Below are 14153 nucleotides of genomic sequence, written 5' to 3'. Positions count from 1 at the left end.
TGGGGGGGGGGTGGTTTGGGGTGTGTTTGGGGGCCGCCCCTGTCGGTAACCCCCCACGGTCGCCCCCGTCTCTCCCCCTCCGCCCCCCGCCACGCGCCGTCGGGCACGCGCAGACGCCCCGGTCAGACGCCGGGGCGGGCGGCGGGGCCGTCGTCGTTGCGCTTCTTGGCCTCCGCGGCCGCCTTGTCGACGTAGCCGTCGACGTTGTCCGGCGTCCGCTTCTTCACCTCGGCCGCCGCCTTGTCGATGTTCTCGTCGGTGGCGAGGTCCTTGATCTTCTCCTTGGCCTTGTCGAACAGGCCACCCAGGCCCGAGCTCTCGCTCATGCTGCTCCCCCTCCGGCGCCGGCCGGCCCGGTGCCGTCCGGCCGTCGTCCAGACCACCACGGTCGTCGCGCACGCGCGACCCGGGCGGGCCGTCGTCCGAGCATCGTCGTGGGAGCACCGTCACCCGGGGAATCTTTGTGAAGGACTTCACAAGAATCGTCGGTGCAGGTCAGGCGATGTGGTCATACCATAGAGACAGCGCCAGACCCGGCGCAGTCCAGACCGGCCGCGGACCACGCGACCCGGCACCCGGAGGGGACCATGACCACCACCCGCACCACCCAGCGACCGGTTCGCATCGTCGGCCTCGTCGCGCTGATCGCCGGCATCCTGATGATCGGTGCCGGAGCCGCCACGTGGGCCACCGTGAGCACGCAGCTCGCCGCCCAGGACATCACCGTCTCCGAGGACGCCGCGTTCCTCGGCGGAGCGACGGTGGACGGCCCGCTCACGGCGTACGCCCAGGCGCAGGTCATCGACAAGCACGCGCTCGAGGCCACGGGCGGCCAGACCCACGCCCAGCTCGAGCAGGACGACCCGCTGCGCGCCACCGCGATGAACGCCTCGTTCCTGCGGGCCTCGCTGTTCACGTCGGTCGTGGCCTACGGCGTGAGCGCCCTGGTGATGGGCCTCGGCGTCCTCTTCGGCCTCATGGGCTGGTCGCTGCGCCGCCTCGCCGCGGAGCCGGCCGTCGCCACCGCGACCGTCCCCGCCGCCACCGCCAGCCCGGCGCGCGGCCGGCTCAACCCGGCCGTCTGACCCGGGCGTCTGACCCGGCCGTCTGACCCGGTCGACCTCGCCGCCCGCGGCGACACCCCACGGCCCGCCCTCCCGACCCCGGGACGGCGGGCCGTGGCGCGTCGGCGTCGCCCGCACCGTCGTGGGCCACGCCGTCGTGCGCCACCATGGACCGGTGCCCGTCGTCCCGCCGCCCGACTCCCCCGACTACCCGAGTGCCGCGCGCACTTCGCCGACGCTGCCGGCGCTCGACGCGCACCTCGTGGAGTGCCGGGCCTGCCCGCGCCTCGTGGCCTGGCGTGAGGAGGTCGCCCGCGAACGGCGCGCCGCGTTCCGCGACGAGCACTACTGGGGGCGCCCCGTCCCGGGCTTCGGCGACCCCGCCGCCCGCGTCGTGGTCGTGGGGCTCGCCCCCGCGGCGCACGGCGCGAACCGCACGGGCCGCATGTTCACCGGCGACCGCAGCGGCGACTTCCTGTTCGCCGCCATGCACCGCACCGGGTTCGCCAACCAGGCCACCTCGGTCGCGGCCGACGACGGCCTCGAGCTGCGCGACATCCGCGTCACCGCCCCCGTCCGCTGCGCGCCGCCGGAGAACAGGCCGACCCCCGAGGAGCGGCGCCGCTGCGCGCCGTACCTGGCGCGAGAGCTGGAGCTCGTGGGCTCCGGCGTGCGCGTCGCCGTGGCGCTCGGCGGCATCGGCTGGCAGGCGCTGCTCACGACGCTCGCGGAGCAGGGCTGGGACGTGCCGCGACCCCGGCCGCGGTTCGCCCACGGCGCCGAGGTGACGCTCGGACGCAGCGCGGACGGCACCGCGGCGCCGGGCGCGGGCCCCACCCTCACCGTGCTGGGCTGCTTCCACGTCTCGCAGCAGAACACGTTCACCGGTCGCCTCACGCCGGACATGCTGGACCACGTGCTGCGTCGTGCCCGCGAGCTCGCGGACGCCTGAGCGGCGACCAGTTTGTGCGGGGGTCGTGCGGGAGGCGTGCGAGCGGTCGGGGCGCGCGAGAAGACGGGGCTCGTGTCCGGGGCTCCGGCTAGGGTCGCGGCGTGACCGTGACCATCCTGACCGGGCCGCCCGGCGCGGGGAAGACGACCGTGGCCGCGCTGCTCGGCGCCGCGACGGACCGCCCCGCCGTGACCCTCACCACCGACACGTTCTACCGGTCGATCACCACCGGGTTCGTGCCGCCCTACCTCTCGGGGTCGCAGCGTCAGAACGAGGTCGTGGCCGAGGCTGTCGTCGCGGCGACGACGGCCTATGCCCGGGGCGGCTACGACGTCGTGCTCGACGGCGTCGTCGGCCCGTGGTTCCTGCCCCCGTTCCGGACCGCGGCCGCGCGGGAGGGCTGGGACCTCGCGTACGTCGTCCTGCGGCCCGCCCTCGACGCCACGCTCGCGCGCGCCACCGGCCGCGCGGACGCCGAGCTGCGCGACCCGGCCGCCGTACGGAGCATGCACGCCGCGTTCGCCGACCTCGGCGACCTCGAGCCGCACGCCCGCGACACGACCCACGAGGAGCCCGCGCTCACGGCCGCGGCGGTGCGCGCGGCCCTGGACGACGGCGCGTACCGGCTCGCGCCCGACGCGACGCCCGACGAGACGCCCGACGACCGTGTCGACCCGCCGCTGCGGGCGGACGAGGCCACCACGCTGCGGGCGTACCTGGGTTACCACCGCGACACGCTGCGGCGGAAGACCGCCGGGCTCACCGCCGCACAGCTGCGTACGCCGCTGCCGCCCAGCACGATGACGCTCGGCGGGCTGCTCAAGCACCTCGCGTACGTGGAGTCCAACTGGTTCGTCGAGGTGTTCGACGGCGCGCCGGCCATGCCCCCGTTCGACACCGCCGACTGGGACGCCGACCGCGACTGGGAGTGGCACAGCGCGGCGGACGACTCGCCGCAGGACCTGCGCGGGCTGTTCGACGCCGCCGTCGCGGCGGCCGACCGGTCGATCGACGCGGCGCTCGCGACCTCCGGGCTGGAAGGCACGTCGACCCGCGAGTCGAGGCGGCCCGGCGAGGGCGCGTTCAGCCTGCGCTGGATCCTCGTCCACATGATCGAGGAGTACGCGCGGCACAACGGTCACGCCGATCTGCTGCGCGAGGCGCTGGACGGCACGACCGGCGAGTGACCCGCCCCGCCCGCCGGGTCAGGCGGGCGCGGAGCGGGCCCGCTCCCGGGCCTCGCGGCGCGGCCGCAGCAGGAACTGCTCGGTCGTGTACCCCACGACGACCGCGACGATCACGACCGGCGCCATCCCCGACGCACCCGACCCCAGCAGCATGACCACCAGCACCGTCGAGGAGACGGGGAACGGCAGGGTGGCCGCCGTGGCCGCGCCCATGCCGGCCGCCAGGGCCGGGACCGCGCCGTACCCGGGCAGGTCGGCGGCGAGCACCCCGGCGGCGGCCCCCAGCAGGACCGCGGGGAAGATCGGGCCGCCGCGCAGGGTGCCGAGGGACACGGCGTAGGCGACGCCCTTGAGCACGAGGAGCGCCACCAGCGCCCCCGCCCCCCAGGCCGCCGGGTCGGCCGCGAGCGTCGGGAGCAGCGCCTGCCCGGAGAGCGCGACCTCCTCGGGCGAGCGGCCGGTGGCCAGCGCGTAGGCCGCCGCGCACACGGCGACCACGAGCGCCCCGAGGACGGCCGCGGGGAACGGGCGGGACGCCGCCCGCCTTGCGACCCCTTCGCCCAGGCGGTGCACGAGCCGCACGACGACGGCGACGAGCACGGCGACGGGCAGGGTCCACAGCACGTCGCCGACGTCGGGCCGGGCGGGGGCGTCGACGTCGGGCAGCGTCAGCGACGCGATCTCGAGGCCCGTCCACGTGCCCATGCCGGTGAACACGAGGGCGCCCACCCCGGAGGCCGCCAGGGAGGGGAGCACGACGGCCGCGAGCCGCGCGCCGGCCAGCCCGGTCAGCGCCGAGGCCTCGACGACGAAGACCGCCCCGACCACGGGGCTGCCGAAGATCGCCGACAGGGCCGCGGCGGAACCCGCCACCGCGATGACCTGGCGCGCCGGGTCGCCGAGCTTGTCGTCCCACGGCCGCACCAGGACCAGGGCCAGCGCGGCGCCGATCGCCAGCAGCGGCGCCTCGGGGCCGAGGGCCACGCCGAGCGGGAGACCCGCGAGCGCCGCCAGGAGCACCCCGGGGACGTGGGACGCGGGCACGGGGCCCAGGCTCAGGCCGTCGACGGGCACGTGCCCGCCGTGCCCCGGCAACGAGCGGACCGCGACCCCGACCGCGACGCCGGCGACGGCCAGCCACGGCAGGGGCCACCACCAGGGCGGTCCGTCGAAGCCCCACGCCTCCGGGAGCGTCTCCCACACCAGGTGGGTCAGCTCGTGCAGGACGGCGAGGAACAGGAAGGCCGCCACCGACACGGGGATGCCGAGCAGCGCGCAGACGCCGAGGAACCGCGCCCACGGACGACGCGTGGTCGGGTTCTCGGCGTTGGCGTCGGCGGCGGTCACGGTTGCTCCTCGAGGTGCGCGGGTCGCGGGCGACGGCGCTCGCTCAACCGAGCAGCTTGGCCTTGGCCGCGGCGAACTCGGCGTCGGACAGGATCCCCGCGGCCTTGAGGTCGCCCAGCTGCTTGAGCTTCGCGATGAGGTCGTCCTCCGCGGGCGCGGCGGGCGCCGCGGCGACCTGCGCCTGCTGCTGGGCGTAGGCCTGCTGCTGGGCGTAGGCCTGCTGCTGGGCCTGCTGCGCCTGGTACTGCTGGGACTCGTACTGCTGCTGCTCGCGTGAGGCGGCCCGGCGGTTCATCGCCCTGCTGGTCGCGTTCGCGGTCCCGGTGATCACGGCCGTGCGGGCCATCGTGCCGATCAGCCCGGGCCGGCCCATCCGTCGCAGAGGGGGCATGTCAGTTCTCCTTCTCGATCTCGTCGGTGAGCGCGTCGATCGCCTCGGCCGGCACGCGCGTCCAGTCGAGCACCTGCCCGCCGGCGCCGCGCACGGCGGCGCCGAGGCCGCGTGCCCACGCGTGCTCGAACACGAGCATCCCGACCGCGGAACCGGGGGCGAGCTCGTCGGCGATGTCGTCGACGTCATCGGCGGCGAGCAGCCCGGCGGGCTCTCCCACGATGCGCGCCAGCTCCTCGGCGCCGCTCTCGCTCGCCTCGAGCCACTCGACCGAGCCGTCGTCGCCCTTGCGCACGACCAGCGCGTCGAGCACGTCGATCGTGCCGGCGTCGACGAGACGCCCCAGCTCCGCGAGGATCTCGCCCTTGAAGTCGCTCCGGGGGAACTCGATGAGCACGAGCTCCACGGGTCCGGTGGGTCGCATGTCCTGCCTCTCGGTCGGCGTGTCGGCGAGGGTGCGGACTCGCCGACGCCGCCACCCGTGCCCGTCCTGCGGACACTGTGGCACCGCTGCGGACGGTCCGCATGCCGGGCGGCACAAGTCACCCCGCGTCACCTTCCCGTGGCCGAAGTCGCAGGTCATCCGACCCGGCGGGCCGGATCGCGGCGACCGTCAGGCCGTGCCCGCGCCGCACGACCCCCGCACCGTGAGCCGCGGCAGCAGCGCGACGTGCCGGGGCGACCCCTGCACCCCGGGCACCTCGCCGCCCTCGTCCCCCACGATCCGTCCGACGAGCACGCGCAACGCCTCCCGGCCCAGCTCGCGGCGGGGCGGCGTGACCGTCGTGAGCGGCACGACGGCGAGCTCGGCGTTCTCGTCGTCGTACGCCACCACCGCCAGGTCCTCGGGCACGCGCACGCCTCGGTCCAGGGCCGCCTCGACCAGGCGCGCGGCGTGGTCGTCGGTGTGCACGAGGACGGCGCGCGTGCCCGTCTCGCGGCACCGGTCGAGGAACGCGGACAGCTCGCGCCCGAGACCGGCCGGGTCCCCCTCTCCCTTGGGCAGCGACACGTCCGGGCCGGGCTCGACGCCGAGACGGGCGACCGCCGTCGCGAACCCCTCGCGCACGTGCGGGGCCGTCGGCGTCCGGTCGTAGACCGCCAGGCCGATCCGGCGGTGCCCGAGCCCGGCGAGGTGCTCCACCGCGAGCACGGCCCCGTGGGCGTGGTCGGACCGCACCTGGTCCAGCTCGCTCAGGGCGGTGAGGCCGTCGACGCGCCGCTCGACGACGACCACCGGCACGGGCACCGACCGCAGCCAGGCCGCGAGCTCCTCCGGCGACCGGTCCCGGGTGGTGGGGGCGACGACGATCCCCTGCACGCCCAGCCCCACCAGCCGGTCCACCTGGGCGGCCTCCACCTCGGGCCGGTAGTGCGAGACCCCGAGCACGAGGCGGACGTGCAGGCTGGGGGCCAGCGCCTCCATGCCGCGCACGAGCGGTGGGAAGTGCACCGTGGAGCTCGGCACGACGACGCCGACCAGCACGCGTGCGGCCTGCGGCTCGCGGGCCGAGCGCAGCGCCACCGCGCCGCCGTGCACGCGCGCCAGCCGCCCCGCGCGGTCGAGCTCGACGATGTCGCGCCGGATCGTCACCTCGGCGACGCCGAGCGCGGCGGCCGCCTCTGCCGAGCGCACGCTCCCCCGCAGCTCCAGCTCGCGCAGCAGGTACTCGTGCCGGGCCGTGGGCAGGTGCATGGGGTCTCCGTCGTCGTCGAGCGGGTCGGTCGGGCAGCAACCTAGCGGACGATCCGGCGCCCGATGTCCGGGGATGATCGAAAATGACCGGACCTTCCGTGAGCCGTCGCGCCTGGGCGAGGATGCCGAGGTGACACCCGCCGCGACGCCGCCCCGCACCTTCAGCACGACCGACGCCACGACGGGAGGGACCACGGGTGCCCCGGCGTCCGACCCGCGCCTCGCGCCCGCGCGGCGATGGACGCGTGACCGGTGGCTCGCGACCGCCGACGGCCTGCTCGACGCCGTCCTGCCCTACGCCTCCCCGGGCGGCGCACTGATCGCGCTGCCCGGACCGGTCAGCGCGTCGGGCGTGTGGAGCGACGGGCTCGAGGGATACGCGCGCACGTTCCTGCTCGCGGCGTTCCGGCTGCGCGGCGAGGACGGTCGTGACCCCGCGGGCCTGATCGAGCGGTACGCGGACGGGCTGCGGCACGGCACCGACCCGACCGGCGACGAGCGCTGGCCGCGGGTCGACGAGCGCCGGCAGGCCGTGGTGGAGGCCGCGTCCGTGGCGATCGGGCTGTCCGAGACGCGGCCCTGGCTGTGGGACCGGCTCGACGACGGCACCCGGCAGCGCACGGTCGACTGGCTCTCCGGCGTGGTCGGGACCCGCGGGTACACGAACAACTGGCTGTGGTTCCAGAACGTGATCGAGGCGTTCCTGGCGAGCGTCGGCGGCCCGTGGGAGCAGTCCGACCTGGACCACAACGCCGAGACGGCCGAGTCCCTGTACGTGGGCGACGGCTGGTACTCCGACGGGCGCGGCCGCGGCGGGCGGCGCCAGAACTTCGACCACTACGCGGGATGGGCCTGGCACGTCTACCCGCTGCTGCACGCGCGGATCCAGGGCCGCCCGCTCGAGCGCGTGCACGCCGACCGCCTGCGCGCCTACCTCGACCAGGCCCGGCACCTGGTCGGCTCGCGCGGGGCGCCGATGCTGCAGGGCCGCTCGGTGACCTACCGGCACGCCGTGCTCGCCCCGTTCTGGGCGGGCGCGGTCGCCGACGCGACGCCGCTGTCCCCCGGCGCGACCCGCACCCTCACGGCCGCGGTGGCCGAGCACTTCGACGCCGCGGGCGCCGTCGACGACCGCGGGCTGCTTCCGGTCGGCTGGCACCGCCGCTACGACCGTGTGCGCCAGCTCTACACCGGCGGGTCGTCGCCGTACTGGGCGAGCAAGGGGTTCCTCGGCCTGCTGCTCGGCGCCGACCACCCGGTCTGGACGGCCGCGCCCGAGCTCCCCGAGGCCTGGCAGGAGCCGCACGCCGTGGCTCTCCGGGCGCCCGGGTGGCTGGTGAGCGCCACCCCGACCGACGGCGTCGTGCGCCTGCTCAACCACGGGTCCGACCGCGCGATCGAGCACGCGCTGACCGTGCGCGGCGACGACCCGTTCTACCGGCGCCTCGCCTACTCGGGGGTCACGTCGCCCCAGCTGGCGGCGGGCGACGTCGCCGCGCCGCTCGACTCGCACACGGCGCTCCTCGACACCCGTGGCGTGCCGTCCCACCGCGACACCGTCGAGCGCGTGCACCTGGACGACGCCGTGGCCGTGTCCCGCTCCCGGGTCTGCTGGCTCGACGTCCCCGGTCGCGGTCCCGACGGCGAGGGCCCGGACGACGGGCAGGGCGACGACGCCGGGTGGGCGGGCCTGCGGCTCGGCCCGGTGCTCACGACCGCCTCGGTGGTGCGCGGGCCGGACGAGGTGCGGCTGGCGTGGTGGACTCCCGCGACGACGGCGGCCCCCGGCCGGGCGCCGGCGCCGGGCACCACGGCCGAGGACCTCGACCGGGACGCCGCGTGGCCCGTCGACGCCGGTCCGTGGCGGCTGCACGTGGGCGGCTGGCCGCTCGCCGCGGCGAAGGACGGGGCGCTGCGCGTCGAGCGGAGCGCCGACCGCTCCGGCACCCTGGTCCGGGTCGTCCGCGACGACGGCACGTCCTCGCACGTGCGCGCCCTGCGCGTCGCGGTCGAGGACGGCGGCGCACCGGCCCCGTCGCCCGGCACACCGGCCGAGACCTCGCTCGACGTCGTCGGCGCGGTGCGCCGGGCCGGGTCGGACCCGCTCGGCGCGGCGTCCGCCGTGCCCTGGCTGCGCACGTCGGCACCGGTCGCGGCGGGCGAGGTGGTCGCCGCGCTCGTCGTCCTCACGGGCGAGGACGGCGCCCGGCGCAGGCCGGCGCCCGCCGTGCGGGTGCGTCGCGGCGCCGACGGCGGCCCGCCCGCCGCCGTGGAGGTGCGCTGGCCCGACGGCCCTGTCGACGCCGTACCGACGGGCTCGGCGTCGTGACGCGGCTGCGCGCCGCCTTCGCCATGCGGCACGCCGACCTCGTGTCCGAGCTGTTCGACGACGCCGCGGTGGCCAGGCTGCGCACCGTCGCCGACGTGGCCGAGGGCGTGCTCACCCCGGACCTGCTCGCCCGGGCCGGCGAGCGCGGGCGGGGGCCGACCGGCGGAGTCCTCGGGGACGTCGACGTGCTCCTCACCGGCTGGGGCGCACCCCGGCTCGACGACGCGCTGCTGCGGCGCGCGCCCCGGCTGCGCGCCGTCGTGCACGCCGCCGGGTCGGTGAAGCCGCTCGTCACGCCCGCGCTCTGGGCGCGCGGCGTGCGGGTGTCCAGCGCCGCCGCGGCCAACGCGCGCCCGGTGGCCGAGTACACGCTGGCGACGGTGCTGCTGGCGGGCAAGCGCGTGCTCGAGGCCGCGGACGCGTTCGGGGCCCACCGCCGGTTCGACGGCTGGGACCTCCCCGACCCGCTCGGGAACCACGGCCTGACGGTCGGCGTCGTCGGCGCGTCGCGGATCGGCCGGCAGGTGATGCGGCTGCTGGAGCCGTTCGACGTCGACCTGCTGCTGCACGACCCGTGGGTCGACGCCGACGGGGCGCGCGCCCTCGGCGCCACGGCCGTGTCGCTCGACGACCTCGCGCGGGCGAGCGACGTCGTCACCGTGCACGCCCCCGACCTGCCGGAGACGTACCGCATGATCGGCGCGCGCCAGCTCGCTCTCATGCCCGACGCGGCGACGCTGGTGAACACGGCCCGGGGGCGGCTCGTCGACACCCCGGCGCTGACACGGGAGGTGGTGTCCGGCCGGCTGCGCGCCGTCCTCGACGTCACGGACCCCGAGCCGCTGCCCGCCGACCACGCCCTGTGGGACGCCCCCGGGGCGCTGCTCACGCCGCACGTCGCCGGGTCGTTGGGCAACGAGCTGCGCCGCCTCGGCGACCTCGCCGTGGGAGAGGTGGAGCTCCTCGCGGCCGGGGCACCGCTCGGGCACGAGGTGCTCCCGGAGCAGCTCGGCACCACCGCCTGACCGGGCACGCCCGAAGGATCGCCGGGCCGTCGGGTCCGGTTTTGCACGTTTCACGATCGGTTGCTCGCTCTCCTCGCACGATGGGCACGTCCACCGACGGACAACGCACCCACCGTCACGAAGGAGTGACCCATCGTGGTCGACGTCAGCCGCCGTACCGTCCTCACCTCCGCCCTCGCCGCCGGCGCGGTCGCCGCGCTCAGCGCGCGCACCGCGAGCGCCGCGCCGGCCACGACCGCGGTCCCGCTCGTCCCCACCGGGCACGACCCGGTCGACGTGCGCTGGCTGGAGGGCGGCGCCCCCGCCGCCCTCGCCGGCGGCACCACCTGGGGCGTGCCCTGGCCGCGCGGCGCGCTGGCCGGCGACCAGACCTTCGCCCTGGCCACCGCGGCCGGAGAGTCCGTGCCCGTGCAGACCTGGGCCACCGCGTGGTGGCCCGACGGGTCGGTGAAGTGGACCGCGCACGCAGTGAGCGAGTCCGCGCCGCGGGCCGACACCTACCGGCTCGCGCCGGGCACCCCCGCGCAGGGCGCGCACACGATCACCGTGCAGGAGAACCCGGGCCGCGTCGTGGTGGACACCGGCGTCGTGCAGGTCGAGTTCGGCCGCCAGGGCGACAAGGTCGTCCGGGCGATCCGCCGTGGGCGCGACGTGATCGCCAAGGACGGGCGGCTCGTCGTCCAGCGGCAGGACTTCCCCGACACCGACCGTGGCGCGAAGCTCGGCTTCGAGGAGTTCGCCGGAACGGTCGAGAAGGTCACCGTCGAGCAGCCCGGCCCGGTGCGCGCCGTGGTCAAGGTCGAGGGCAGGCACCGCAAGGGACGCCGCGACTGGCTGCCGTTCGTGCTGCGCTTCGCCCTGTTCGCCGGGTCGGACGGCATCCGGCTGGTGCACACGTTCTTCTTCGACGGCGACGAGGACAAGGACTTCGTCACCGGGCTCGGCGTGCGGTTCACCGTGCCGATGCGGGGCGAGCTGTACGACCGGCACGTCCGCTTCGCCGGCCCGGACGGCGGCGTGCTCGCCGAGGCGGTGCGTGGTGTCACGGGGATGCGCCGCGACCCGGGCGAGGGGGTGCGCACCGCCCAGGTCGAGGGACGGGCGCTGCCTGACCCGGCCACCTGGGACCAGCGGGTCACCACCCGCCTGAAGTGGATCCCCGCCTGGGGCGACCACAGCCTGTCGCAGCTGACCGCCCACGGGTTCGAGATCCGCAAGCGCACGGGTGCGGGGCACTCGTGGATCCGGTCCGACGCCGGCACGCGCGCGCCCGGTCTCGGCTACGTCGGCACGCCGTCCGGCGGGCTCGCCTTCGGGATGCGCGACTTCTGGCAGCTGCACCCCACGGAGCTGGAGATCACCGGCGCCGCGACGGACGAGGCCGACGCCACGGTGTGGATGTGGTCGCCGCGCGCCGAGGCGATGGACCTGCGCTTCTACCACGACGGCATGGGCCAGGACACGTACCCCGAGCAGCTCGACGCGCTCGAGATCACCTACGAGGACTACGAGCCGGGGTTCGGCACCCCCTACGGCGTCGGGCGCACCACCGAGCTGATGTTCTGGGCCCTGGCCGCCACGCCCACCGCCGCGCGGTTCGCCGAGCTCGCCGCGGCGACCGCCACCCCGCCCCTGCCCGCGAGCACACCGCAGCACCACCACGCCGCGGGCGTGTTCGGGTCCTGGTCCCCGGTCGACCGGTCCACGACGGCGAGGTCGACCATCGAGGACCGCCTCGACGCGATCCACCGCTACCACCTGGAGCAGGTGGACCAGCGCTCCTGGTACGGCTTCTGGGACTACGGCGACGTCATGCACTCCTACGACGGCGACCGGCACCAGTGGAAGTACGACGTCGGCGGCTACGCCTGGGACAACTCCGAGCTGTCGACGGACCTGTGGCTCTGGTACCACTACCTGCGCACCGGCGACGCGCAGGCCTTCCGCTTCGCCGAGGCCATGAGCCGGCACACCGGCGAGGTCGACCAGTACCACCTGGGCGAGTGGAAGGGGCTGGGCACCCGGCACGGCGTGCAGCACTGGGGCGACAGCGCCAAGCAGGTGCGGATCAGCAACGCGAACTACCGGCGCTTCGCCTACTTCCTCACGGGCGACGAGCGGTCCGGCGACCTGCTGCGCGAGCTGGTCGACTCCGACCGCACCTACCTGGTCCTCAACGCGGGCCGCAAGGTGGACGGCTCCACGGGCGAGTACGACCCCGACCCGACGGCGCTCCCGCTGAGCAAGACCACCGACTGGGGCGCCATCGCCGGGGCGTGGCTCACCGAGTGGGAGCGCGGGGGCGACCCGCGGGCCCGGGAGCGGCTGCTGGCGAGCGCGCGGTCGATCGCCGCGCTGCCCAACGCGTGGGTGCAGGCCGGCTCCACCTACGACCTGGAGACGGCAACGTTCAGCTCGGGCCCGGAGAAGGCGGTGGAGGTCGGCAGCCTCAGCTCCGTGTTCGGCCTGATCGAGGTCATGACGGAGCTGCTGGACCTGGTGGACGAGCCGGAGGTCGAGTCCCGCTGGGTCGAGTTCTGCCGCCTGTACAACAGCTCCAAGGCCGAGCAGAAGGAGGCGACCGGCTCGGACTGGGGCAGCCTCAACCTCAAGCAGTCGTACTCCCGCGCCACCGCGTACGCCGCCGTGCGGCTCGACGACGACGCGCTCGCCGCCCGCGCCTGGAAGGAGCTCGCGACCGGGCACGCCGGCTACCCCGACGACATGGACTGGGGCACGCACCGGGTGGAGCCGCCGGCCGTGCTCCGCGCGGTCGACGAGGCCGGCTTCTCGTCCAACGCGTCGGCGCAGTACGGGCTCGCGGCGATCCAGTGCCTCGCCCTCGTCGGGGAGAAGCTGTCGTGAGCGCCGCACCGCGTGGACGCCGCGCCGCGGCGCTCCTGCTCGCCGCGGCCGCCGTCGTCACGGGAGGCCCGGCCGCCTCGGCGAGTCCGGCGGCCGACGCCGGGCGGCCGGGCCTCGGCGGCCCCCGGCCAGACGGCGCGCTGCTCGAGGCGTGCACCGGCACCGCCCCGGTCGTGTGCACCTACCCGGACCTGCCGCCCGGCCACTACGACGTCACCGTGATGCTGGGCGACCGGCACGGCCCGGCCGGCACCGAGGTGCAGGCCGAGGCCCGGCGCCTCATGGTCCCCACCGTCGACACCGCCGACGGCGAGCTGGCCCGGCGCACGTTCACGGTCAACGTGCGCGACCCCGAGAGCCAGCAGAACCAGCCCGCCGGCGAGGGCACCCCGGGCCTGACGCTCACGTTCACCGGCGACGCGCCGCACGTCGCCGGGATCGGGATCCGGCCCGCCGACGTCCGCACCCCGCGACTCGCCCTGCTCGGCGACTCCACCGTCACCGACCAGGGCGGTGCGCCCTACACCGGGTGGGGCCAACGCCTGCCCGCGCACCTCCGGCTCGGGGTGAGCGTCGTCAATCACTCCGGCTCCGGCGAGAGCACGGTCTCCGTGCTCGCCAAGCCGGAGATGTTCGACGCCCTGGTGCCCCAGCTGCGGCCCGGCGACGTCGCGCTCGTGCAGCTCGCGCACAACGACAAGACCACGACCGCCGAGCAGTACCGCGCCAACCTGACCGAGATCGTCACCCGGGTGCGGGCCACGGGAGCGACTCCCGTGCTCGTCACCCCGATCGTCCGGCTCCGGTTCGACGGCGACCAGCTCGACTCTGCCGGCCTCATCGAGACCGCCGCGGGCAGCCTCCCGCAGCACGTCCGTGACGTCGCCGCCGACCTCGACGTCGACCTCGTCGACCTCACCGCGCTGAGCGAGGAGCTGGTCGAGGGGCTCGGACCCGTCGACGCCCAGCCGATCTACCTGGTCCGGGAGAACGGCGACCGCACCCACACCTCGTGGTACGGCGCCGGCGTCTACGCCGACCTCGTGGCGGGCGAGCTGCGCCGGCTGGGGCTGGTGCCGGAGCGGCACTGGCGCTGAGCCCTCGCGCCCACGTGGCTCAGATCCGCCCGCGCACCGGCGTGGTCGCGGCGTCTGTGCCGTCCTCGGGCATCACCATCTCGGCGCGCACGCCGAGCAGCCGCACCTCGGGGGCGGGGGGCCGCCCCGCCACTAGGTCAAGAACCCCAGACAGTCCCCCCCTCCGGGGAAGGTTCCGCTCCCGTAACCTCCTCCCCGAC

General features: G+C 76.0%; 12 protein-coding genes. 7 read left to right on the top strand and 5 right to left on the bottom strand.

Features of this window, described 5'->3' with window-relative positions; all coding sequences use genetic code 11:
* Nucleotides 1-122: 122 nt before the first annotated feature.
* Nucleotides 123-326 (bottom strand): hypothetical protein, encoded by a 204-nt coding sequence (locus tag ACFVS0_RS01845; protein WP_430551192.1) that lies wholly within the window; start codon nt 324-326, stop codon nt 123-125.
* A 261-nt stretch (nt 327-587) separates the two neighbouring features.
* Between ACFVS0_RS01845 and ACFVS0_RS01840 the strand changes: the two genes are divergently transcribed.
* The 3 genes from ACFVS0_RS01840 (at nt 588) to ACFVS0_RS01830 (ending at nt 3203) form a co-directional block, all read left to right on the top strand.
* The gene (locus ACFVS0_RS01840; RefSeq protein WP_430586996.1) at nt 588-1085 is read left to right on the top strand and encodes an aromatic ring-opening dioxygenase LigA; all 498 of its coding nucleotides are present in this window, start codon (nt 588-590) and stop codon (nt 1083-1085) included.
* 154 nt (nt 1086-1239) lie between these two features.
* Entirely contained in the window at nt 1240-2016 is a 777-nt protein-coding gene (locus ACFVS0_RS01835; protein ID WP_430586995.1) for a uracil-DNA glycosylase, read from the top strand.
* Nucleotides 2017-2117: 101 nt separating this feature from the next.
* Nucleotides 2118-3203, top strand: coding sequence for a DinB family protein (locus ACFVS0_RS01830; RefSeq protein WP_430586994.1), 1086 nt, complete (start codon nt 2118-2120; stop codon nt 3201-3203).
* Nucleotides 3204-3221: 18 nt separating this feature from the next.
* On the opposite strand, the gene ACFVS0_RS01825 is transcribed toward ACFVS0_RS01830, so the two are convergent.
* The 4 genes from ACFVS0_RS01825 to ACFVS0_RS01810 all read right to left on the bottom strand — a co-directional run bounded on the left by ACFVS0_RS01825 (nt 3222) and on the right by ACFVS0_RS01810 (nt 6637).
* Nucleotides 3222-4550: a chloride channel protein gene (locus tag ACFVS0_RS01825; protein ID WP_430562259.1), complete on the bottom strand. Its 1329-nt coding sequence runs from the start codon at nt 4548-4550 to the stop codon at nt 3222-3224.
* Nucleotides 4551-4593: 43 nt separating this feature from the next.
* The gene (locus ACFVS0_RS01820) at nt 4594-4941 is read right to left on the bottom strand and encodes an SHOCT domain-containing protein (RefSeq protein ID WP_430586993.1); all 348 of its coding nucleotides are present in this window, start codon (nt 4939-4941) and stop codon (nt 4594-4596) included.
* Between the two features lies 1 nt (nt 4942).
* Complete coding sequence (locus ACFVS0_RS01815; protein ID WP_430584899.1) at nt 4943-5365, bottom strand: DUF6325 family protein; 423 nt, start codon at nt 5363-5365, stop codon at nt 4943-4945.
* Between the two features lie 189 nt (nt 5366-5554).
* Nucleotides 5555-6637, bottom strand: coding sequence for a substrate-binding domain-containing protein (locus tag ACFVS0_RS01810; protein WP_430586992.1), 1083 nt, complete (start codon nt 6635-6637; stop codon nt 5555-5557).
* Nucleotides 6638-6767: 130 nt separating this feature from the next.
* Here ACFVS0_RS01810 and ACFVS0_RS01805 point away from each other — a divergent pair, with 130 nt between their 5' ends.
* From ACFVS0_RS01805 to ACFVS0_RS01790, 4 genes are all read left to right on the top strand, one after another.
* Complete coding sequence (locus ACFVS0_RS01805; protein ID WP_430586991.1) at nt 6768-8966, top strand: DUF2264 domain-containing protein; 2199 nt, start codon at nt 6768-6770, stop codon at nt 8964-8966.
* On the top strand, nt 8963-9991 hold the full coding sequence (locus ACFVS0_RS01800; RefSeq protein ID WP_430586990.1) for a hydroxyacid dehydrogenase: 1029 nt from the start codon (nt 8963-8965) through the stop codon (nt 9989-9991). The genes ACFVS0_RS01805 and ACFVS0_RS01800 overlap by 4 nt, the downstream gene beginning before the upstream one ends.
* A gap of 135 nt (nt 9992-10126) precedes the next feature.
* Nucleotides 10127-12856: a Tat pathway signal sequence domain protein gene (locus ACFVS0_RS01795; RefSeq protein ID WP_430586989.1), complete on the top strand. Its 2730-nt coding sequence runs from the start codon at nt 10127-10129 to the stop codon at nt 12854-12856.
* Nucleotides 12853-13953: a GDSL-type esterase/lipase family protein gene (locus ACFVS0_RS01790; RefSeq protein ID WP_430586988.1), complete on the top strand. Its 1101-nt coding sequence runs from the start codon at nt 12853-12855 to the stop codon at nt 13951-13953. Before ACFVS0_RS01795 ends, ACFVS0_RS01790 begins: the two co-directional genes overlap by 4 nt.
* The last annotated feature ends 200 nt before the right edge of the window (nt 13954-14153 follow it).

Origin of the sequence: Isoptericola sp. NPDC058082, from assembly GCF_042885055.1 — a bacterium.
Taxonomy (GTDB): Bacteria; Actinomycetota; Actinomycetes; order Actinomycetales; family Cellulomonadaceae; genus Isoptericola.
Note: the sequence above shows the minus strand (reverse complement) of the source record. Positions and strands in the feature narration are given on the sequence as shown.

Excerpts from the sequence above, each read along its gene's own strand:
- ACFVS0_RS01845 (WP_430551192.1), bottom strand. The coding sequence starts at position 326 with ATGAGCGAGAGCTCGGGCCTGGGTGGCCTGTTCGACAAGGCCAAGGAG.
- ACFVS0_RS01840 (WP_430586996.1), top strand. The coding sequence starts at position 588 with ATGACCACCACCCGCACCACCCAGCGACCGGTTCGCATCGTCGGCCTC.
- ACFVS0_RS01820 (WP_430586993.1), bottom strand. The coding sequence starts at position 4,941 with ATGCCCCCTCTGCGACGGATGGGCCGGCCCGGGCTGATCGGCACGATG.
- ACFVS0_RS01815 (WP_430584899.1), bottom strand. The coding sequence starts at position 5,365 with ATGCGACCCACCGGACCCGTGGAGCTCGTGCTCATCGAGTTCCCCCGG.
- ACFVS0_RS01810 (WP_430586992.1), bottom strand. The coding sequence starts at position 6,637 with ATGCACCTGCCCACGGCCCGGCACGAGTACCTGCTGCGCGAGCTGGAG.